Origin of the sequence: Yersinia sp. J1, from assembly GCF_050586585.1 — a bacterium.
Lineage (GTDB): Bacteria > Pseudomonadota > Gammaproteobacteria > Enterobacterales > Enterobacteriaceae > Yersinia > Yersinia entomophaga.
The window spans coordinates 1-21,639 of the sequence record NZ_JBOBDP010000019.1 but is presented as its reverse complement, the minus strand read 5'-3'; the positions used below and the strand labels follow the sequence as shown (position 1 = coordinate 21,639).

Here is a 21,639-nt window from a genome sequence, read left to right as displayed (position 1 = left end):
GGGTTACGACTCATAACGCTGTCTGATCCCCGCCCAGGCCGGAGGAAGGAAAATAATAAGAGCTGTGTGGGCAAAACCGTGAAAAAACAAAGACCTGTTAACTTGGATCTGCAAACCATCCGATTTCCTGTTACTGCGATAGCGTCCATCTTACATCGAGTCTCTGGCGTCATTACCTTCGTTGCTGTGGGTATCCTCCTCTGGCTACTGGGTCTGTCTCTCTCGTCCTACGAGGGATTCCTGCAGGCCTCCGCCATCATGAATAGCTTTATTGTTAAATTCATCTTCTGGGGAATTCTCACTGCGCTGGCCTATCACATTGTCGTGGGCATCCGCCACGTATTAATGGATTTTGGCTATCTCGAAGAAAGTTTAGCGGCGGGTACCCGTTCTGCCCAAGTGGCGATGGGCATCACCCTGGTGCTGTCAGTTCTGGCTGGAGTCCTGGTATGGTAAGCAATGCTTCTGCGTTAGGGCGTAATGGTGTACACGACTGGCTGCTTCTGCGCGCGTCTGCGATCGTCATTACCCTATATGTACTCTACATCCTGGGCTTTGTTGCCATTGCCCCGGACATCACCTACGAAATCTGGCGTGGCTTCTTCGCCTCTTCCATCACCAAAGTCTTTACCTTGCTGACGCTGCTGTCGATTCTTGCTCACGCGTGGATCGGGCTGTGGCAGGTATTAACGGACTATATAAAGCCATTAGCGTTGCGTCTGGTCTTACAGCTGGTCGTGGTGATTACGTTATTGGTTTACTTACTGTACGGAACTATTGTGGTGTGGGGAGCTTAAATGAAACTGCCAGTCAGAGAGTTTGACGCTGTTGTTATTGGTGCAGGTGGCGCAGGTATGCGCGCAGCCTTGCAGATTTCTCAAATGGGGTTGTCTTGCGCCCTGATTTCCAAAGTTTTCCCAACCCGTTCTCATACGGTATCTGCGCAGGGCGGTATTACCGTTGCGCTGGGTAACACCCACGAAGATAACTGGGAATGGCATATGTACGACACGGTGAAAGGCTCCGATTATATCGGTGACCAGGACGCCATTGAATATATGTGTAAAACCGGCCCGGAAGCGGTGCTGGAACTCGAACACATGGGGCTGCCGTTCTCTCGTCTGGAAGATGGCTCCATTTATCAGCGCCCGTTTGGTGGCCAATCACTGAACTTCGGCGGCGGTCAGGCGGCACGTACCGCTGCGGCGGCTGACCGTACCGGCCATGCGCTGTTGCACACCCTTTATCAACAAAACCTGAAAAACCATACCACTATCTTCTCCGAGTGGTATGCGCTGGATTTGGTGAAGAATCAGGATGGCGCCTTTGTCGGCTGTACCGCAATCTGTATCGAAACCGGCGAAGTGGTTTATTTCAAAGCTCGCGCGACGGTATTGGCTACCGGCGGAGCAGGGCGTATTTACCAGTCCACAACCAATGCTCACATTAATACCGGCGACGGCGTCGGCATGGCTCTGCGTGCCGGCGTTCCGGTGCAGGACATGGAAATGTGGCAATTCCACCCTACGGGCATCGCGGGTGCTGGCGTACTGGTGACCGAAGGCTGTCGTGGTGAAGGCGGTTATCTGCTGAACAAACACGGTGAACGCTTTATGGAACGCTATGCGCCAAACGCTAAAGATTTGGCCGGTCGCGACGTAGTAGCCCGTTCCATCATGATCGAAATTCGTGAAGGTCGTGGCTGTGACGGTCCTTGGGGCCCACACGCCAAGCTGAAACTGGATCATTTGGGTAAAGATGTTCTGGAGTCCCGTCTGCCGGGCATTCTGGAATTATCCCGCACCTTTGCTCACGTTGATCCGGTTAAAGAGCCGATTCCGGTTATTCCTACCTGCCACTATATGATGGGCGGTATTCCGACCAAAGTGACCGGTCAGGCGATTACCGTGAATGAAAAAGGCGAAGACGTCGTGATTCCGGGTCTGTTTGCCGTCGGTGAGATTGCCTGCGTATCCGTCCATGGTGCAAACCGTCTGGGCGGCAACTCGCTGCTGGATCTGGTGGTATTTGGTCGAGCCGCCGGAATGCACTTGCAGGAATCCTTAATGGAGCAAGGGCCAAGCCGTGATGCCAGCGATTCGGATATTGAAGCCTCGTTGGATCGTATGAACCGTTGGAATAACACGCCAAGCGGTGAAGATCCGGTGGAAATCCGTAAAGCCTTACAATCTTGTATGCAGCATAACTTCTCGGTATTCCGTGAAGGTGATGCCATGGCAAAAGGGTTGGAAGAACTGAAAGTGATTCGTGAACGCCTGAAAAATGCGCGTCTGGACGACACTTCCAGCGAATTTAACACCCAGCGTATCGAATGTCTGGAACTGGAAAACTTGATGGAAACAGCGTTTTCCACAGCGGTGTCCGCAAACTTCCGAACCGAAAGTCGCGGTGCTCATAGCCGTTTCGACTTCCCGGAGCGTGACGATGCGAACTGGCTGTGCCACTCGTTGTATCTACCGCAAACCGAGAGCATGACCCGCCGTGAGGTGAACATGCAGCCGAAGCTACGCGCGGCGTTCCCGCCGAAAGTGCGTTCTTACTAACGCGTTTGCCGAGTTAACCCGTTGCGGAGGAGTGAGTCATGAAACTCGAATTTTCGATTTATCGTTATAACCCGGACGTTGATGATGCGCCGCATATGCAGGATTACAGCCTGGAAGCGGAAGAAGGCCGGGATATGATGCTGCTGGATGCGCTAATTCAGCTGAAAGAACAAGATCCTACCCTGTCTTTCCGTCGCTCCTGTCGTGAGGGCGTGTGCGGCTCAGACGGATTGAACATGAACGGTAAAAACGGCCTGGCCTGTATTACGCCGGTTTCGGCGTTAACCAATGGTCGTAAGAAGATTGTTATTCGCCCGTTGCCGGGTTTGCCTGTGGTGCGTGATTTAGTGGTCGATATGGGCCAGTTCTACACCCAATACGAAAAAATTAAGCCTTACCTGCTTAATGACGGCAAAAACCCACCGGCGCGTGAGCATCTGCAATCTCCGGAAGAGAGGGCAAAACTGGATGGTCTGTACGAATGTATCCTGTGCGCCTGCTGCTCAACCTCTTGCCCGTCGTTCTGGTGGAACCCGGATAAGTTCGTTGGACCTGCTGGTTTACTCGCTGCTTATCGCTTCCTGATCGACAGCCGTGATACTGAAACGCAGTCGCGTTTAGACGACCTTAACGATGCTTTCAGTGTCTTCCGTTGTCACAGTATTATGAATTGTGTGAGTGTTTGCCCAAAAGGCCTTAATCCTACTCGCGCAATAGGCCATATTAAGTCTATGTTGTTGCAACGAAGTGCATGATGTGAGTTTATAAACCCGGGGAATAATTTTCCCGGGTGATAATAAAGGTAGGGAATCTCTAAAAGCCGACGCTGTTGTCTGTTTCTAGAGGTTCCTTGAAAGGGACCGATAAGGTCCATAGCAGAACGTGCATTGAGCACGTCGAGTGAACCGTTTTTACGGCAAACCGTTTACTTCACGGTATATATGTTAACCACGGCGAAAACTGAAGCTTCAAAGCTTAAGGGATCATGATGCAGAACGGCGCAATGAAGGCCTGGCTGGATTCCTCCTATCTGGCGGGCGCGAACCAGTCCTACATAGAGCAGCTCTATGAAGATTATTTGACAGATCCTGGTTCCGTTGATGATAGTTGGCGTTCGATTTTTCAACAACTACCTTCTACGGGTGTAAAACCTGATCAATTCCACTCTCAAACGCGTGAGTACTTCCGTCGACTAGCGAAAGATACCACCCGTTATAACTCCGCGATCAACGATCCTGATACTGATGCCAAGCAAGTTAAGGTGTTGCAGTTAATCAACGCCTTCCGCTTCCGCGGCCATCAGCATGCTAATCTCGATCCCCTCGGTTTATGGAAACAGGAAGAGGTGCCAGATCTCGATCCTGCTTACCACAACCTGACTGAAGCAGACTTCCAGAACACCTTCAACGTGGGTTCTTTTGCCATCGGCAAGGAAACCATGAAGTTGGCCGATCTGTATGCCGCACTGAAACAGACCTATTGCGGGTCTATCGGTGCCGAGTACATGCATATCACCAACACTGAAGAGAAACGCTGGATTCAGCAACGTATCGAATCTGTCGTAGGGAAACCAACGTTCAGTGATGAAGAGAAACGTCGTTTCCTGAGCGAACTGACCGCTGCGGAAGGGTTGGAGCGTTATCTGGGAGCCAAATTCCCTGGTGCCAAACGATTCTCGCTGGAAGGCGGCGATTCGCTGGTGACCATGTTGAAAGAGATGATCCGTCACGCAGGTAAAAACGGGACTCGAGAAGTCGTACTGGGGATGGCGCACCGTGGCCGCCTGAACGTCCTGATTAACGTGCTGGGTAAAAAACCGGAAGATTTGTTCGATGAATTTGCCGGTAAACATAAAGAACATCTGGGTACGGGTGACGTTAAATATCACCAGGGTTTCTCCTCCGATGTAGAAACTGAAGGCGGCCTGGTTCATCTGGCGCTGGCCTTTAACCCGTCTCATTTGGAAATCGTTAGCCCGGTTGTCATCGGTTCCGTTCGCGCCCGCCGCGATCGTCTGGATAAAGCTCGCAGCAATATGGTTCTGCCAATCACCATTCATGGTGATGCGGCGATTACCGGTCAGGGCGTGGTTCAGGAAACTCTGAACATGTCGCAGGCTCGTGGTTATGAAGTTGGCGGCACCGTTCGCATCGTCATCAACAACCAGATTGGTTTCACTACTTCCAATCCGCAAGATGCCCGTTCGACGCAGTACTGTACCGATATCGCGAAAATGGTGCAGGCGCCGATTTTCCACGTCAATGCTGATGATCCGGAAGCCGTGGCGTTTGTAACCCGTCTGGCGTTGGATTTCCGTAACACCTTTAAACGTGACGTGATGATCGATCTGGTCTGCTATCGCCGCCACGGCCATAACGAAGCCGATGAGCCAAGCGCAACTCAGCCAGTGATGTATCAGAAGATCAAAAAACACCCGACGCCGCGCAAAATCTATGCTGACAAGCTGACTGAGCAAAAAATTGCCAGCCTGGAAGATGCCACGGAAATGGTCAACCTGTATCGCGATGCGTTGGATCACGGAGATTGCGTGGTTGAAGAATGGCGTCCGATGAACCTGCAATCCTTCACTTGGTCACCGTATCTAAACCACGAGTGGGATGAAGAATATCCGAGCAAAGTTGAGATGAAACGCCTGCAAGAGCTGGCGCGTCGTATCAGCCAGGCGCCGGACGCTATCGAAATGCAGTCTCGCGTAGCGAAAATCTACGGTGACCGCGCTGAAATGGCCGCAGGCAACAAACCGTTCGATTGGGGCGCTGCTGAAACTCTGGCCTACGCCACGCTGGTAGATGAAGGTATTCCGATTCGTCTTTCCGGTGAAGATGCGGGGCGCGGTACCTTCTTCCACCGTCACGCAGTGATTCATAACCAGAAAAACGGCTCGGTGTATGTGCCTTTGGCAAATATTCACAGCGGTCAGGGTGATTTCACCGTTTGGGATTCCGTTCTATCAGAAGAAGCGGTACTGGCCTTCGAATACGGTTACGCTACCGCAGAACCGCGTACCCTGACTATCTGGGAAGCGCAGTTCGGTGACTTTGCCAACGGTGCTCAGGTGGTTATCGATCAGTTCATCAGTTCCGGCGAGCAGAAATGGGGCCGTATGTGTGGTCTGGTTATGCTGTTGCCGCATGGTTACGAAGGTCAGGGTCCGGAGCACTCCTCCGCCCGTCTGGAACGCTATCTGCAACTGTGTGCCGAACAAAATATGCAGGTGTGCATTCCTTCTACGCCAGCTCAGGTTTACCACATGCTGCGCCGTCAGGCTCTGCGTGGGATGCGCCGTCCGCTGGTCGTCATGTCACCGAAATCCTTACTGCGCCATCCGTTGGCTGTGTCTTCTCTGGATGAACTGGCTAACGGTACTTTCCTGCCGGCAATCGGTGAAATCGACGAATTGGATCCGAAAGCGGTGAAACGCGTAGTGATGTGCTCTGGCAAGGTCTACTACGATCTGCTGGAACAGCGTCGCAAGAACGATCAGAAAGATGTCGCTATTGTACGTATCGAGCAGCTTTATCCATTCCCGCATCAGGCAGTTCAAGCGGTTCTGGAACAGTATGCCCACGTTCATGACTTTGTCTGGTGTCAGGAAGAGCCTCTGAACCAGGGTGCCTGGTATTGCAGCCAACATAACTTCCGTGAAGTGATTCCTTTTGGTTCCTCTTTACGCTATGCCGGCCGTCCGGCCTCTGCCTCTCCGGCGGTAGGTTATATGTCTGTACACCAGAAACAACAGCAAAGTTTGGTTAATGACGCGTTGAACGTCGAATAGCTAATTGTTTAAAACACAAGGGATAGATAATGAGTAGCGTAGATATTCTGGTTCCTGACCTACCTGAATCCGTCGCGGATGCGACAGTGGCCACCTGGCATAAAAAACCGGGCGACAGCGTTCAACGTGACGAAGTCCTGGTAGAAATCGAAACTGACAAAGTTGTGCTTGAAGTTCCCGCCAGCGAAGCAGGGATTCTGGACTCTATTCTGGAAGACGAAGGCGCAACCGTGCTTTCTCGCCAGATTCTGGGTCGAATCCGTCCGGGCGATAGCTCAGGTAAACCGACAGAAGAGAAGAGCCAGAGCAAAGAATCCACCCCTGCTCAACGTCAAACCGCCAGTTTGGAAGAAGAGAGCAATGACGCCCTCAGCCCGGCGATTCGCCGCCTGATTGCAGAACATTCTCTTGATGCCAGCGCTATTAAAGGCAGCGGTGTCGGTGGTCGTATTACCCGTGAAGACGTGGAACAACACCTGGCGAACAAACCGGCAGCGCCGAAAGCCGCCGAAGCCAAAGTGGAAGTTGCCGCACCTGCATTGGGCAGCCGCAGTGAAAAACGTGTACCAATGACCCGCTTGCGTAAACGCGTGGCCGAGCGTCTGCTGGAAGCGAAAAACAGCACTGCCATGTTGACGACTTTCAACGAAATCAACATGCAGCCGATCATGGATCTGCGCAAGCAGTACGGTGAGGCTTTCGAAAAACGTCACGGTGTACGTTTGGGCTTTATGTCCTTCTACATCAAAGCGGTAGTTGAAGCCCTGAAACGTTATCCAGAAGTGAACGCTTCTATCGATGGCGAAGACGTGGTTTATCACAACTACTTCGACGTTAGCATCGCTGTTTCTACTCCACGTGGCCTGGTTACACCGGTTCTGCGTGATGTAGACACACTGGGCATGGCTGATATCGAGAAGAAAATCAAAGAACTGGCTGTTAAAGGCCGCGATGGCAAACTGAAAGTGGAAGAACTGACCGGCGGTAACTTCACTATTACCAACGGCGGCGTGTTCGGCTCCTTGATGTCGACTCCGATCATTAACCCACCACAAAGCGCGATCCTTGGTATGCATGCCATTAAAGATCGTCCAATGGCGGTAAATGGTCAGGTAGTGATCTTGCCAATGATGTACCTGGCGCTCTCTTACGATCACCGTTTGATCGATGGCCGTGAATCTGTCGGCTATTTGGTTACGGTGAAAGAGATGCTGGAAGACCCAGCACGCCTGTTGCTCGACGTATAAAAAAGATAACGGTTAAAGGCTGCCTGACGGTTGGGGAATATCCCGATCTGTCAGGCTCCTGACGCCATAAATCTAGTGTTAAAAAACCTATGTGTTAACAAAAACCTATGTGCTAATTGCGGTCGATCCCAGGGTCGGCATTATCCAGACACTGCGGGGCTCGTCCCGTCTACAGACTTAAATGGATAGAACATCATGAATTTACACGAATATCAGGCCAAACAACTGTTTGCTCGGTATGGTCTGCCGGCTCCAACCGGTTACGCCTGTACCACACCCCGTGAAGCAGAAGAAGCCGCATCAAAAATCGGCAGCGCACCTTGGGTGGTAAAATGTCAGGTTCATGCTGGCGGTCGCGGTAAAGCGGGCGGCGTGAAGCTGGTTAATAGCAAAGAAGAAATTCGTGCTTTTGCGGAACACTGGTTAGGCAAGCAGTTGGTCACTTACCAAACTGACGCCCACGGCCAGCCGGTACACCAGATTCTGGTAGAAGCCGCGACCGATATTGATAAAGAACTGTATCTGGGCGCTGTAGTCGATCGCGGTTCTCGTCGTGTGATCTTCATGGCTTCAACCGAAGGCGGTGTTGAAATCGAGAAAGTTGCGGAAGAAACGCCGGAACTGATCCACAAAATTGCTCTGGATCCACTGGCGGGTCCGCAGCCATACCAAGGCCGTGAGTTAGCCTTCAAACTGGGTCTAACCGGTAAACAAGTCAGCCAGTTCACCAAGATCTTTATGGGTCTGGCAGCGCTGTTCCTGGAACGCGATCTGGCGATGGTTGAGATCAACCCGCTGGTGATCACCAAACAAGGTGATTTGGTGTGTCTGGATGGCAAACTGGGTGCGGACGGTAATGCCCTGTTCCGTCAACCAGAGCTGCGCGAAATGCGTGACCAGACTCAGGAAGACGCCCGTGAAGCTCAGGCTGCGCAGTGGGAACTGAACTACGTCGCGCTGGATGGCAACATCGGCTGCATGGTCAACGGCGCAGGTCTGGCGATGGGTACTATGGACATCGTGAAACTGCACGGCGGCGAACCGGCTAACTTCCTCGACGTTGGCGGCGGCGCAACCAAAGAACGCGTAACCGAAGCCTTTAAAATCATTCTGTCCGACGACAAAGTGAAAGCGGTGCTGGTCAATATCTTTGGCGGTATCGTACGTTGCGATCTGATTGCTGACGGCATCATTGGTGCGGTAGCAGAAGTGGGTGTTAACGTACCGGTTGTTGTTCGTCTGGAAGGGAATAACGCTGAGTTGGGTGCCAAAAAGCTGGCAGACAGCGGCTTGAATATTATTGCTGCGACCAGCCTGACAGATGCGGCTCAGCAAGTTGTTGCGGCAGTGGGGAGTAAATAATGTCTATTTTAATCAATAAAAACACCAAAGTTATTTGCCAGGGTTTCACCGGCGGCCAAGGGACTTTCCACTCCGAACAGGCGATTGCTTACGGCACTAAAATGGTTGGTGGTGTAACGCCAGGCAAAGGCGGCACTCAGCATCTGGGTCTGCCGGTATTTAATACCGTGCGTGAAGCCGTGGAAGCAACCGGTGCGACCGCTTCGGTTATCTACGTGCCGGCTCCGTTCTGTAAAGATTCCATCCTGGAGGCGATTGACGCAGGCATTCAGCTGATTATCTGTATCACTGAAGGTATCCCGACGCTGGATATGCTGGTTATCAAAGTGAAACTGGAAGAAAGCGGCGTGCGCATGATCGGTCCTAACTGTCCGGGTGTGATCACCCCGGGTGAATGTAAAATCGGCATCATGCCAGGCCATATTCATCTGCCAGGCAAAGTGGGCATCGTTTCTCGTTCGGGTACCCTGACTTATGAAGCGGTTAAGCAGACGACTGATATTGGCTTCGGTCAATCAAGCTGCGTCGGTATTGGTGGCGATCCGATCCCAGGCTCTAACTTTATCGATATCCTGAAACTGTTCCAGGAAGATCCGCAAACCGAAGTGATTGTGATGATCGGTGAGATCGGCGGGACCGCGGAAGAAGAAGCCGCAGCCTACATCAAAGATCACGTCACCAAACCTGTTGTGGGTTATATCGCCGGTGTGACTGCGCCTAAAGGCAAACGTATGGGCCATGCTGGCGCCATCATTGCCGGTGGTAAAGGTACGGCTGAAGACAAGTTTGCGGCTCTGGAAGCGGCAGGCGTGAAAACAGTTCGTAGCCTGGCCGATATCGGTGACGCGGTGAAAGAAGTTTTACCTCAGTAAGCTGACTTAAGTCATTCGAGCGGCGGCAAGAGGGTAGACAGGTGAACCCGATGAGTTTAGGCGACTAAGTGATTTGGGCGATCGGGTTAAGCCAACGCAGAGGCAGCTTGAGGCATACAGGTCTAGATATAGATAAAAATAACGATTAGCTCGACATATATTGGCCACCTTCCGGTGGCCTTTTTTTTATAAAGAAACCGCGTGAACCTTCCGATATCGCAGAATTCCCCTCCGTTAGAGAGGGGAGGGCATCAGAAATTATTCAGGGCGGTAATCAGTATCATATCCGTTTGTGCCTGCTGCTTAGCTTGCTCGCTTTTAGCGTTGCCAAGCTGCTGCTGAAGTGACGCCAGCGCTGCGTTATAGCTGGCTTTATCGCTAAACAGCTTATCCTTAACGTTAATCGATGCGATATTGGTAAAACGTCCGTCTTCGGTGGTAGGAACCGCTATTTTCCCTTCATTGATTAGCTTTTTCACCACTTCTCGCTGCGGTTCATAACCTTCCAATCCAACCAGCTTCCAACGTTGCTCGGTTTTTCCTTGGTATTGACCGTGTTTGACCTCGGTTAGATAACGGATGGTCAGATTACGAATGGTGCCGTCCTCTTCGCCATATTCTGCCTTAGTATCGGAAAGTACCGGGAACTGCTGACCCGCCAGTACACCACCTTTCTGAGTCAAATGTCCCATTCGATAGCTGTTCATTCCTAAGCGAATTGGCGTGCTATCGGTAACGGCTTCGCCATGGTTAAAACGTAAATTGGTGATACGTGAACCCGCAGGTTGGCGTAGGTCGATGGTGTAGGTGACGCCATCAAAGAAATCATTGGTGGAATATTTAGACGCGCGACGTTGCGGATTAAAACTGTAGGTGACATCGCCCGGTTTAACCTGATTGAAATAATCGGCTGACCACTCCATATATTTTTTCAGTTCTTTACCCGTAAGCTGATAAACCGTTATTTCCCCGCCGGCGTATTGGTAGTTAAAAGCAATATCTTTAGCTTTTATCTCACCTAAATCTAATTTAGCTCGGTCATTATCGATCTGTAAGGCAATAACTTGCGCTTTAGGCGCATAGTGGCGTGCGGCTTCCTGGAACAGAGCACTGATACCGGTATCCTGAATATGTACTTGCGGAATGCCTTTTATCTCATCTTTAGGCACTAAGTCTACTCCGCTTAGGGTCGCAATAACCCGATTTGCATTGGCGCGCAAAATACTGTGATAAGGCTGATAAATAGCTTCAAGTTCTTTATCGGAATGAATTCCTTTGATGGGGTAGGTATAACTGTCTTTATTGATTAAATGATATTTTCCATCCCGCTGTTCAAATTGCAAATCGATACGGGAAAGGGCGCGGCCATATTTATCCGGTTCAGTAATAATAACGCCGTTCACTACGGCCTTATCAATTTTGACGTGCATATGGCCCGCGACTATGGCCGCTAGCTCCGGGTTGGCTTTGGCAATGTCCCCCACGCCAGTACCGGGACGCTGGTTCTCGTTATCAATCCCCATATGGGCAACCAGCACGATAGCGTCGACCTGCGGCTGAATTTGTTGAATCACCTTCTTAACTTCTTGCACAGGATCGGTAAAATTCAGCCCCTTGATACGATCGGTACCTTGGGCAAATTCCGCTGTCATTGGCGTATCCATACCGATGATGCCGATTTTGACGCCCTGGCGTTCGATAATCTTATAAGAGGGCAGGTAAGGCTTGCCGCTGTCCCAGAAGATATTCCCCGCCAGAGCGGTACCTTTAAACTGGTTTAAAGAGGTGGATAGAACCTTCAGACCGAAATCGAATTCGTGATTACCTAGCACCCAAGCATCGTAATTCAGGGCGTTGAAACCGAGCATCATCGGGCTGACGGCCTCGTTTTTAAAGGTTTCCACGAAGTTGCCCTGAATGGTATCACCGGCGTCAACCAAAATGATATTGGGCTGTTCGGCGCGGATTTTTTTCACCTGCGTGGCGATTTGGCTCAGGCTGCCGGCCAGATTTTCACTGTCGCTGGCATAGTCCCAGGGAACGAAGGTGCCGTGCAGATCGGAGGTACCTAAAATCGTCAGGTTGACAGTTTCAGCGGCGAAGGAGGAAGAGGTGCTGATACAAAGTAAGGAGGCGAGCGCTATTTTTTTCATTTTAATCTTCTTGAAGGGGCCAATGTTTCATCATGTAACCGAATTTTATGATGCAACAAAATAGCAACACAAGCGAACGCTTCCCCAAGAATCGATTAATATATTCATATAAATTGTTAAGTTGTGATTCAACTCACCATGAAGATTATAAATTAAAAAAGTTAATCTTGATCGCGGAAAAATGAAAAAATAAATCATTACTTAAACCATTAAATCACATTTATTTAACACTGGAGGTTTATATAAAAATATTTGAACGATTAATTAACACCTCCAGAAGAAAATTGTTCTAAATCAAGTTTTCAATATGGCAATAATGTTCATATGAGCTTAAATTGTTCTGGATCAATTTGTCCTGCTATCGATAATTAGTTGGTTTGTTGACCTGTATCCAGAACTCAAAGCCAGGTCACGTAAAATCCTATTTATTGTATGGGATTAGAAGCGTACTATTATCGCGGTGTAATACTGGGTAGTTGATATTGTTATTTTTGTTGTGTTTTTTTGGGCATTCACTGCTGGTAGTTATGAGACTTCCAATTATAGCGGAGGTCGCGTTGCCGCAAGTCGGAGTCTTCCTGCGAGGAGCAAGGAGTCAAGATGTTTGATATTGTCGAACTGTCACGGTTACAGTTTGCCTTAACGGCTATGTACCATTTCCTATTTGTCCCGCTAACGCTGGGTATGGCGTTTATGCTGGCAATTATGGAAACGGTTTACGTACTGTCTGGCAAACAAATCTATAAAGATATGACCAAATTCTGGGGCAAGTTATTTGCTATTAACTTTGCTCTGGGGGTCGCTACGGGTCTGACTATGGAGTTCCAGTTCGGGACTAACTGGTCATATTTCTCTCATTACGTCGGTGATATCTTCGGTGCCCCTCTGGCAATCGAAGGTCTGATGGCGTTCTTCCTGGAATCTACTTTTGTTGGTCTCTTCTTCTTCGGTTGGGATCGGTTAAGTAAACATCAGCATCTGGCCGTTACTTGGCTGGTTGCATTGGGGTCTAACTTCTCTGCCCTGTGGATTCTGGTTGCCAACGGTTGGATGCAAAACCCAATTGCGGCGGATTTCAACTTCGAAACCATGCGTATGGAAATGCTAAGTTTCTCTGAGCTGGTTCTGAACCCGGTTGCTCAGGTTAAATTCGTGCATACCGTTGCTGCTGGTTATGTTACCGGTGCGATGTTTGTTCTGGGTATCAGCTCGTACTATCTGTTGAAAGGCCGTGATATTCCGTTTGCCAAACGTTCCTTTGCTATCGCTGCCAGCTTTGGTTTAGCCGCGACGCTGTCCGTTATTGTTCTGGGTGATGAATCCGGTTACGAAATGGGTGACGTACAAAAAACCAAACTTGCTGCAATTGAAGCCGAATGGGAAACCCAGCCGCCTCCGGCAGCCTTTACGCTGTTTGCTATTCCTAATCAGGAAAAAATGGAGAACTCGTTCGCCATTCAAATTCCTTATGCATTAGGCTTGATTGCCACTCGTTCATTGGATACTCCGGTGACCGGCCTGCGCGATCTGATGTCACAGCACGAAGTCCGTATCCGTAATGGTATTCAGGCTTATCGTTTGCTGGAAGAACTGCGTGCGGGTAACACCGATCCGGCTGTTCGTGCCGAGTTCAACAAAACCAAGCAAGATCTGGGTTATGGCCTGTTGCTGAAGCGTTACACGCCGAACGTAACTGACGCTACCGAAGCGCAGATTCAACTGGCAGCTAAAGACTCTATTCCTAAAGTTCTGCCGCTGTACTTCGCGTTCCGCATCATGGTGGTCTGTGGCTTCCTGCTGTTGCTGATTATCGGTCTCTCGTTCTACAACGTATGCCGTGGTCGTATCGGTGAGAAAAAATGGCTGCACCGTCTGGCGCTGTGGGGTATTCCATTACCTTGGATCGCGATCGAGTCTGGCTGGTTTGTGGCTGAGTATGGCCGTCAACCTTGGGCAATCGGTGAGGTTCTGCCCACTGCCATTGCCAACTCTTCGGTGACAGCAGGGGATATTCTGTTCTCCATGGCGCTGATTTGCGGTCTGTATACGCTGTTCCTGGTCGCAGAAATGTACCTGATGTTCAAATTTGCGCGCCTTGGGCCTAGTAGCCTGAAAACTGGCCGCTATCACTTTGAACAGCCGACTGCGCCTGCGCAAGAAGCACGGTAAACGGGAGTCCACTTATGTTTGATTATGAAGTATTACGATTTATCTGGTGGCTACTGATTGGTGTGCTACTGATAGGTTTCGCCGTCACCGATGGTTTTGATATGGGCGTAGGTATCCTGCTACGCATTATCGGTAAAACCGATACTGAACGCCGTGTCATGATTAACTCGATTGCTCCCCATTGGGATGGCAACCAGGTTTGGTTGATTACCGCCGGTGGTGCGCTGTTTGCCGCGTGGCCAATGGTGTACGCCGCTGCCTTCTCCGGTTTCTATATTGCGATGATTCTGGTGTTGGCTGCGTTGTTCTTCCGTCCGGTCGGTTTTGACTACCGCTCGAAGTTGGAAAGCAGCCGCTGGCGCAATATGTGGGACTGGGGCATCTTCATCGGTAGCTTCGTTCCTGCTGTAGTGTTCGGCGTCGCCTTTGGTAACCTGCTGCAAGGTGTTCCATTCCATATGGATACCTACATGCGCTTGTTCTACACCGGCAACTTCTTCCAACTGCTGAACCCGTTCGGCCTGTTGGCGGGCGTAGTCAGTCTGGCCATGTTGGTGACTCAGGGTGCTACCTACCTGCAAATGCGTACCCGCGGTGAAATTCATCTACGTTCCCGCGCTGCCGCACAGATTTGTGCGTTAGTGATGGGCGTAGCCTTCCTGCTGGCGGGTATCTGGGTAGTGAAAGGTATCGACGGTTTTGTGATTACTTCAGCGCTGAACACCGCTGCGGAATCCAACCCGATGCGTAAAGAAGTGGCACATCAGGCGGGCGCCTGGTTGATTAACTTCAACAAGTACCCAAGCCTGTGGGCGCTGCCAGCGTTAGGGATAATCCTGCCGCTGTTCACCATCCTGTTCTCGCGTATGGAAAAATGCGCGTTGGCGTTTATCTCCTCGTCACTGACGATTGCCTGTGTGATTTTGACTGCCGGGGTTACCATGTTCCCGTTCGTTATGCCGTCAAGTACCATGCCGAACGTTAGCCTGACAATGTGGGATGCGACATCAAGCCTGCTGACGCTGAAAGTGATGACCATTGTTGCGATTATCTTTGTGCCGCTCATCCTGCTCTACACCAGCTGGTGTTACTACAAGATGTTCGGTCGTATCGATAAAGAATATATCGAAAACAACAAGCACTCACTGTACTAAGGAGCATAAAGCATGTGGTATTTTGCCTGGATTCTCGGAACACTTCTGGCCTGCTCCTTCGGTATCATTACTGCTCTGGCGCTAGAGCAGAGTGAGGCCAATGCGGCGGAGAAGAAAGCCGCTAAAAACGGCAGCGAAGATGTTGTCCGATAAGTTGTACGCTTTAATGGATAAGGGCCCGCTGCGGGCCCTTTCACTTATTCTCGCCTTCACGCTGGCTTTCTGTATTTTCTGGGACCCGACGCGCTTTGCCGCCGCCACCAGTTCGTTAGAAGTCTGGCAAGAGGTGTTTTTAGTGTGGGCTGTCTGTACTGGGGTCATCCATGGCGTAGGTTTTCGACCGCAGCGGGTATGGCTGAGAGCTTTTTTCTCGCCTCTTCCTGCAATTGTGATCTTAGGCGCGGGAATTTTCCATTTTTTCGCCTAATCTTGCAGCTAATCATCCCTATGGGCCGTTCGGCCCATAATTATTTTCGTTCTCACCTTGCAAGTCATTCCAAACCGAATCGCTCTTCAGTATAGTGTGTCCGTTAATTGCATTACTGGGAAGTAGAGTGAGTAATACGTTATTTCGATGGCCGGTTCGTGTCTACTATGAAGACACCGACGCTGGTGGCGTGGTTTACCATGCGCGCTACGTAGCCTTTTACGAAAGGGCGCGCACAGAAATGCTGCGCCAACGCAATTTTCACCAGCAGCAATTGTTCAGTGAGCATATTGCTTTCGCTGTCCGACGCATGACGGTAGAGTATCTTTCTCCAGCACGTCTTGATGATATGCTAGAGGTGGAGAGCGAAATTACTGAAATGCGGGGGGCCTCTCTCTCGTTTGCTCAACGAATTTTCGATTCCCATGGCAATCTTCTGAGTAGTGCAGAAGTATTGGTCGCATGTATCGATCTACACAAAATGAAGCCAAAAGCGCTTCCCAAGTCTATTGTCGCGGAGTTTAAGTAGTGGCTGACATGAACATTCTGGATTTATTCCTGCAGGCGAGCCTATTCGTTAAGCTTATCATGCTGGTACTGATGGGCTTTTCCATTGCGTCTTGGGCAATTATCATTCAGCGAACGCGCGTTCTGAATGCTGCCACTCGTGATGCCGAAGCCTTTGAAGACAAGTTCTGGTCCGGCATTGAGCTTTCCCGTTTATATCAGGAAAGTCAGGCGCGCCGCGATAGTCTGGGTGGCTCAGAGCAAATTTTCCACTCTGGTTTTAAAGAGTTTGCTCGTTTGCATCGCGCAAACAGCCATGCGCCGGAAGCCGTTATCGACGGCGCCTCCCGTGCTATGCGCATCTCGATGAACCGCGAGCTGGAAGCGTTGGAAAACCATATCCCGTTCCTGGGCACCGTCGGTTCTATCAGCCCGTATATCGGTCTGTTTGGTACCGTATGGGGGATTATGCACGCCTTTATCTCCTTGGGCGCAGTGAAACAAGCAACTTTGCAAATGGTTGCACCGGGTATTGCTGAGGCACTGATTGCTACGGCGATTGGTCTGTTTGCGGCAATCCCTGCGGTAATGGCGTATAACCGCCTGAATCTGCACGTCAGCAAGCTTGAGCAGAACTATGACAACTTTATGGAAGAGTTCATTGCTATTCTGCATCGCCAGGCTTTCGCCAGCACCGAGAGCAAATAAGTAGGGGGTTGTATGGCGCGAGTACGTGGTCGTAGACGTCGCGAGCTTAAGTCTGAAATTAACATTGTGCCCTTGCTCGACGTATTGCTGGTATTGCTGCTGATCTTTATGGCCACAGCGCCCATCATTACACAAAGCGTTGAGGTTGATTTGCCTGACGCTACGGATTCGAAAACGGTATCCAGCGATGATAATCCGCCGGTGATTGTGGAAGTTTCTGGTGTTGGTCAATATACGGTGGTGGTCGATCATCAACGGATGGAGCAGTTGCCAGAGCAGCAGGTTGTTGCGGAAGCTCAGGCGCGTCTAAAAGCCAATCCGAAAACCGTGTTTTTGATCGGTGGTGCTAAAGAAGTTCCTTATGATGAAATCATCAAGGCGCTGAATATGCTCCATCAGGCTGGCGTTACTTCGGTTGGGCTGATGACTCAGCCGATCTAAGTCTGTGTTGATGTCGATTAAGCGCGAAATATCGCTGTATCGGCATTGACCCTGTTTTTGAATATCGAGTGTGGAAATCGAGCGTGGGAAAGGCAACCGAGCAAAACGATAAGTTGAATCGCGCCGTTATTGTTTCGGTCGTTCTGCACATTATATTAATTGGCCTGCTAATTTGGGGCTCGTTGACGCAGAAGACTGAAATGGGCGGCGGCGGAGCTGGCGGCGAAGTGATTGACGCCGTGATGGTCGATCCCGGTGCGATAACACAGCAATATAATCGCCAGCAGTCACAGCAGGCTGACGCGAAGCGCGCTGAAGAACAGCGCAAGAAAAAAGCCGAACAACAGGCAGAAGAATTACAACAGCAGCAGGCCGCAGAGCAGCAGCGCCTGAAAGAGCTGGAAAAAGAGCGGCTACAGGCACAGGAACAGGCCAAGCAGTCGGCGGAAGAACAGAAAAAAGCGGCGGCTGAGCAACAAAAACAGGCCGCCGAACAGCAAAAACAAGCGGCAGAGGCAGCAGCCAAAGCCAAAGAAGAACAGAAGCAGGCCGAAGCTGCGGCTGCTAAAGCGAAAGCTGAAGCCGAGCAGGTAGTGAAAGCCGCCGCCGACGCGAAGAAAAAAGCCGAAGCAGATGCGAAGAAAGAGGCTGCCGTAGCGGCGGCAGCGAAGAAGCAGGCAGAGGCTGACGCCAAGAAAGCGGCAGAAGATGCGAAGAAGGCCGCAGAAAAAGCCGCTACAGAAGCTAAACAGCAGGCCGCTGAAGCCGCAGAGAAGAAAGCTGCCGCCGACGCTGAGAAAAAGGCTGCTGCTGATGCCAAGAAAGCCGCAGCAGATGCGAAAAAAGCGGCTGACGCCAAGAAGAAGGCGGCAGCAGAAGCAGCGAGTGCTACGGATGTTGACGATCTCTTTGGTGGCCTGGCGTCATCCAAGAATGCGCCAAAAAGTGGTACTGGCGCAGGTGAAGCCGCAGCAGGTAAAGGCGGTGGCAAGAAAAGCGGTGCGTCGGGTGCAGAAATCAGCGGCTATTTAGGCCAGATTACTGCGGCGATTCAGAGTAAGTTTTATGATGCAGACTTGTACAAAGGCCGCACGTGCGATCTCCGGATTAAACTGGCACCGGACGGTCTGTTGATAGACGTAAAAGCGGAAGGTGGCGACCCTGCATTGTGTCAGGCCGCGATAGCCGCAGCGAAACAGGCTAAGATTCCTAAACCACCGAGTAAAGATGTTTACGAAGTATTTAAGAATGCGCCGGTTTCCTTTAAGCCACAATAAGTGTTGATTAACGGGGTATAAGTTTGTTAATCAACCACGGATTATGTAGTTTTGTTTGCGTTGGTTTGTTAAAATTCTGCTAATTATCGCGGGCATTCCGCTCGGATAAGGGAGACAAGATGAAGCAGGCATTTCGAGTAGCACTAGGCTTTTTAGTTTTATGGGCATCTGTGTTACACGCAGAGGTTCGCATTGAGATAACCCAAGGGGTGGACTCTGCTCGTCCGATCGGCGTAGTTCCGTTCAAATGGATGGGGCCGGGTACGCCTCCTGAAGATATCGGCGCTATCGTGGGTGCAGACTTACGCAACAGCGGCAAATTCAACCCGATTGACGTGGCGCGTATGCCGCAGCAGCCGTCTACCGCAGCGGAAGTGACGCCTGCGGCATGGACTGCATTAGGCATTGATGCCGTGGTTGTGGGTCAGGTACAGCCGGGCGCTGATGGCAGCTATTTGGTTTCTTACCAATTAGTTGATACAGCAGGTGCAGCGGGAAGTATTTTGGCGCAGAATCAGTATAAAATAACCAAGCAATGGTTACGTTATTCTGCCCATACCGCCAGTGATGAAGTATTTGAAAAACTGACCGGTATTAAAGGGGCGTTCCGTACGCGTATTGCCTATGTAGTGCAAACTAACGGTGGCAAATTCCCGCATGAATTACGTGTTTCAGACTACGATGGCTACAATCAGTTTGTAGTACACCGTTCTCCTGAGCCACTGATGTCACCGGCCTGGTCGGCGGATGGCAGCAAAATTGCTTATGTAACATTTGAGAGTGGCAAGTCTGCACTGGTTATTCAAACGTTGGCGAACGGCGCAATCAAACAGGTTGCTTCTTTCCCTCGTCATAACGGTGCACCAGCATTCTCACCTGACGGTACCAAACTGGCGTTCGCTTTGTCTAAAAGCGGTAGCCTGAATCTCTACGTGATGAACCTGGCGTCTGGCCAGATCAGTCAGGTAACGGATGGCCGTAGCAACAATACGGAGCCAAGTTGGTTCCCGGACAGCCAGAATCTGGCTTACACCTCAGATCAGGGTGGCCGTCCGCAGGTGTATAAAGTGAATATAAACGGCGGTGCGCCGCAGCGTATCACGTGGGAAGGTTCTCAGAACCAGAACGCGGACGTTAGCGCTGATGGTAAGTTCCTGGCACTGGTTAGCTCCAGCAGTGGAACCCAGCACATCGCCAAACAGGATCTAGAAACGGGAGCCGTTCAAGTGTTAACGGACACGTTCCTGGATGAAACGCCTAGTATCGCGCCTAACGGCACCATGGTTATCTATAGCTCGACTCAAGGGCTAGGTTCCGTGTTACAGCTGGTCTCGACTGATGGGCGTTTCAAAGCGCGTCTTCCGGCAACTGATGGACAGGTAAAATTCCCTGCCTGGTCGCCGTATCTGTGATGCATGTGTAAATACGTATGTATGGCAAACTATAAAAAAGGATCAAAGAGATGCAACTGAACAAAGTGCTGAAAGGGCTGATGTTGGCATTGCCAGTTCTGGCTATCGCTGCTTGTAGTTCTAACAAAAGCGCAAACAATGACCAATCTGGCATGGGCGCTGGCACTGGTACAGAAAGCAGCAACCTGTCTTCAGAAGAGCAAGCTCGTCTGCAGATGCAGGAACTGCAAAAGAACAATATCGTTTACTTCGGCTTCGATAAATACGATATCGCTTCTGACTTCGCTCAAATGCTGGATGCACATGCTGCATTCCTGCGTAGCAACCCGTCTTACAAAGTTGTTGTTGAAGGCCACGCGGATGAACGCGGCACGCCAGAATACAACATCGCTTTGGGCGAGCGTCGTGCTAACGCAGTGAAAATGTATCTGCAAGGCAAAGGCGTTTCTGCTGACCAAATCTCTATCGTATCTTACGGTAAAGAAAAACCAGCGGTACTGGGCCACGACGAAGCAGCATTCGCTAAAAACCGTCGTGCAGTTCTGGTTTACTAAGAGAATCGCATGAACAGTAACTTCAGACGTCACCTGTTGAGTCTGTCGTTACTGGTTGGCGTAGCGGTCCCATGGGCCGCTACTGCCCAAGCGCCAATCAGTAATGTCGGCTCCGGCTCGGTAGAAGATCGAGTCACATCTTTAGAGCGTATTTCTAACGCTCACAGCCAGCTATTGACTCAACTCCAACAACAACTGTCCGATTCGCAGCGCGATATCGATAGTTTGCGTGGTCAGATCCAAGAAAACCAATATCAGCTAAATCAAATTGTCGAACGGCAAAAACAGATCTACCAGCAAATGGATAGTCTGGGCGGGCAGGGTGCGCAAAATTCTGCGTCTGCTGCAGCTGGCGCGTCGACAGAGAGTGCGGCGACAGGTGGTGGTTCTGATTCTGCGGCGGGTGCAGCGGCTAATACAGCCGCACCGGCAAGCAGTGGTGATGAGAACAGCGACTACAACACGGCAGTTTCACTGGCTCTTGAGAAGAAGCAGTACGATCAGGCGATCGTTGCTTTTCAACACTTTGTGAAACAGTACCCAAAATCGACTTACCAGCCTAACGCCAACTACTGGTTAGGGCAGTTGTATTACAACAAGGGTAAGAAAGATGATGCTGCGTATTACTACGCTGTTGTTGTAAAAAATTATCCAAAGTCTCCGAAAAGTGCAGATGCAATGTATAAAGTTGGGGTGATCATGCAGGAAAAAGGCCAGGGCGATAAAGCCAAGGCGGTTTACCAGCAAGTGATCAAGCAATTCCCTAACACTGATACGGCGAAACAAGCGCAGAAGCGTTTATCTGCTCTTTAGTCTTTTTAAGCCCAGTAATTGGTCTGATCGGCTAATTTCTGGGCTTGATCGTGTGAAGAACAAGCAGTTAAACGATTGATTCGAAATTTAAGTTGCGCTGCGAAGAAAAATTAGTAATATATGCCGCCGTTGCCAAGACAACTTGCAAAACGTTAAAGCGACGAAAAAATAGCTTCATATAAT

20 protein-coding genes are annotated in these 21,639 nt (G+C 50.5%); 19 read left to right on the top strand and 1 reads right to left on the bottom strand.

Annotation, left to right across the window (positions count from 1 at the left end):
• The first annotated feature begins 66 nt into the window (after positions 1–66).
• The 8 genes from sdhC (at position 67) to sucD (ending at position 9,841) form a co-directional block, all read left to right on the top strand.
• Positions 67–456 carry a succinate dehydrogenase cytochrome b556 subunit gene (gene sdhC / locus ACQ4OC_RS17535; RefSeq protein ID WP_064512515.1) on the top strand — a complete coding sequence of 130 codons (390 nt, stop codon included), beginning with the start codon at positions 67–69 and terminating at the stop codon, positions 454–456.
• The gene (gene sdhD / locus ACQ4OC_RS17530; RefSeq protein ID WP_064512517.1) at positions 450–797 is read left to right on the top strand and encodes a succinate dehydrogenase membrane anchor subunit; all 348 of its coding nucleotides are present in this window, start codon (positions 450–452) and stop codon (positions 795–797) included. The genes sdhC and sdhD overlap by 7 nt, the downstream gene beginning before the upstream one ends.
• Positions 798–2,564: a succinate dehydrogenase flavoprotein subunit gene (gene sdhA, locus ACQ4OC_RS17525; protein WP_064512519.1), complete on the top strand. Its 1,767-nt coding sequence runs from the start codon at positions 798–800 to the stop codon at positions 2,562–2,564. It begins immediately after the preceding gene.
• 38 nt (positions 2,565–2,602) lie between these two features.
• A complete protein-coding gene (locus ACQ4OC_RS17520; RefSeq protein WP_049596731.1) occupies positions 2,603–3,319 on the top strand; it encodes a succinate dehydrogenase iron-sulfur subunit in 717 nt (238 codons plus the stop codon).
• 233 nt (positions 3,320–3,552) lie between these two features.
• Complete coding sequence (gene sucA / locus ACQ4OC_RS17515) at positions 3,553–6,360, top strand: 2-oxoglutarate dehydrogenase E1 component (RefSeq protein WP_064512521.1); 2,808 nt, start codon at positions 3,553–3,555, stop codon at positions 6,358–6,360.
• A gap of 29 nt (positions 6,361–6,389) precedes the next feature.
• On the top strand, positions 6,390–7,607 hold the full coding sequence (gene odhB, locus ACQ4OC_RS17510; protein WP_120806549.1) for a 2-oxoglutarate dehydrogenase complex dihydrolipoyllysine-residue succinyltransferase: 1,218 nt from the start codon (positions 6,390–6,392) through the stop codon (positions 7,605–7,607).
• 195 nt (positions 7,608–7,802) lie between these two features.
• The gene (gene sucC / locus ACQ4OC_RS17505; RefSeq protein ID WP_064512525.1) at positions 7,803–8,969 is read left to right on the top strand and encodes an ADP-forming succinate--CoA ligase subunit beta; all 1,167 of its coding nucleotides are present in this window, start codon (positions 7,803–7,805) and stop codon (positions 8,967–8,969) included.
• The gene (gene sucD / locus ACQ4OC_RS17500; RefSeq protein ID WP_064512527.1) at positions 8,969–9,841 is read left to right on the top strand and encodes a succinate--CoA ligase subunit alpha; all 873 of its coding nucleotides are present in this window, start codon (positions 8,969–8,971) and stop codon (positions 9,839–9,841) included. Before sucC ends, sucD begins: the two co-directional genes overlap by 1 nt.
• A gap of 251 nt (positions 9,842–10,092) precedes the next feature.
• On the opposite strand, the gene ACQ4OC_RS17495 is transcribed toward sucD, so the two are convergent.
• A complete protein-coding gene (locus ACQ4OC_RS17495) occupies positions 10,093–11,994 on the bottom strand; it encodes a 5'-nucleotidase C-terminal domain-containing protein (protein WP_064512530.1) in 1,902 nt (633 codons plus the stop codon).
• A 600-nt stretch (positions 11,995–12,594) separates the two neighbouring features.
• Between ACQ4OC_RS17495 and cydA the strand changes: the two genes are divergently transcribed.
• The 11 genes from cydA to cpoB all read left to right on the top strand — a co-directional run bounded on the left by cydA (position 12,595) and on the right by cpoB (position 21,456).
• Positions 12,595–14,163, top strand: coding sequence for a cytochrome ubiquinol oxidase subunit I (gene cydA / locus ACQ4OC_RS17490; protein WP_049596725.1), 1,569 nt, complete (start codon positions 12,595–12,597; stop codon positions 14,161–14,163).
• A 14-nt stretch (positions 14,164–14,177) separates the two neighbouring features.
• Positions 14,178–15,317 (top strand): cytochrome d ubiquinol oxidase subunit II, encoded by a 1,140-nt coding sequence (gene cydB / locus ACQ4OC_RS17485; RefSeq protein ID WP_120806547.1) that lies wholly within the window; start codon positions 14,178–14,180, stop codon positions 15,315–15,317.
• 12 nt (positions 15,318–15,329) lie between these two features.
• On the top strand, positions 15,330–15,470 hold the full coding sequence (gene cydX / locus ACQ4OC_RS17480) for a cytochrome bd-I oxidase subunit CydX (protein ID WP_049596723.1): 141 nt from the start codon (positions 15,330–15,332) through the stop codon (positions 15,468–15,470).
• Positions 15,457–15,744, top strand: coding sequence for a cyd operon protein YbgE (gene ybgE, locus ACQ4OC_RS17475; protein WP_049596722.1), 288 nt, complete (start codon positions 15,457–15,459; stop codon positions 15,742–15,744). Before cydX ends, ybgE begins: the two co-directional genes overlap by 14 nt.
• A 127-nt stretch (positions 15,745–15,871) precedes the next feature.
• Positions 15,872–16,273: a tol-pal system-associated acyl-CoA thioesterase gene (gene ybgC / locus ACQ4OC_RS17470; protein ID WP_064512534.1), complete on the top strand. Its 402-nt coding sequence runs from the start codon at positions 15,872–15,874 to the stop codon at positions 16,271–16,273.
• Positions 16,273–16,959: a Tol-Pal system protein TolQ gene (tolQ, locus tag ACQ4OC_RS17465; RefSeq protein ID WP_049596720.1), complete on the top strand. Its 687-nt coding sequence runs from the start codon at positions 16,273–16,275 to the stop codon at positions 16,957–16,959. The genes ybgC and tolQ overlap by 1 nt, the downstream gene beginning before the upstream one ends.
• A 12-nt stretch (positions 16,960–16,971) precedes the next feature.
• The gene (gene tolR / locus ACQ4OC_RS17460; protein ID WP_049596719.1) at positions 16,972–17,400 is read left to right on the top strand and encodes a colicin uptake protein TolR; all 429 of its coding nucleotides are present in this window, start codon (positions 16,972–16,974) and stop codon (positions 17,398–17,400) included.
• An 83-nt stretch (positions 17,401–17,483) separates the two neighbouring features.
• On the top strand, positions 17,484–18,677 hold the full coding sequence (tolA, locus tag ACQ4OC_RS17455; protein ID WP_064512535.1) for a cell envelope integrity protein TolA: 1,194 nt from the start codon (positions 17,484–17,486) through the stop codon (positions 18,675–18,677).
• Positions 18,678–18,796: 119 nt separating this feature from the next.
• Complete coding sequence (gene tolB, locus ACQ4OC_RS17450; RefSeq protein WP_049596717.1) at positions 18,797–20,089, top strand: Tol-Pal system beta propeller repeat protein TolB; 1,293 nt, start codon at positions 18,797–18,799, stop codon at positions 20,087–20,089.
• 50 nt (positions 20,090–20,139) lie between these two features.
• The gene (pal, locus tag ACQ4OC_RS17445; RefSeq protein ID WP_004722151.1) at positions 20,140–20,643 is read left to right on the top strand and encodes a peptidoglycan-associated lipoprotein Pal; all 504 of its coding nucleotides are present in this window, start codon (positions 20,140–20,142) and stop codon (positions 20,641–20,643) included.
• A gap of 9 nt (positions 20,644–20,652) precedes the next feature.
• Complete coding sequence (gene cpoB, locus ACQ4OC_RS17440) at positions 20,653–21,456, top strand: cell division protein CpoB (RefSeq protein ID WP_120806545.1); 804 nt, start codon at positions 20,653–20,655, stop codon at positions 21,454–21,456.
• The last annotated feature ends 183 nt before the right edge of the window (positions 21,457–21,639 follow it).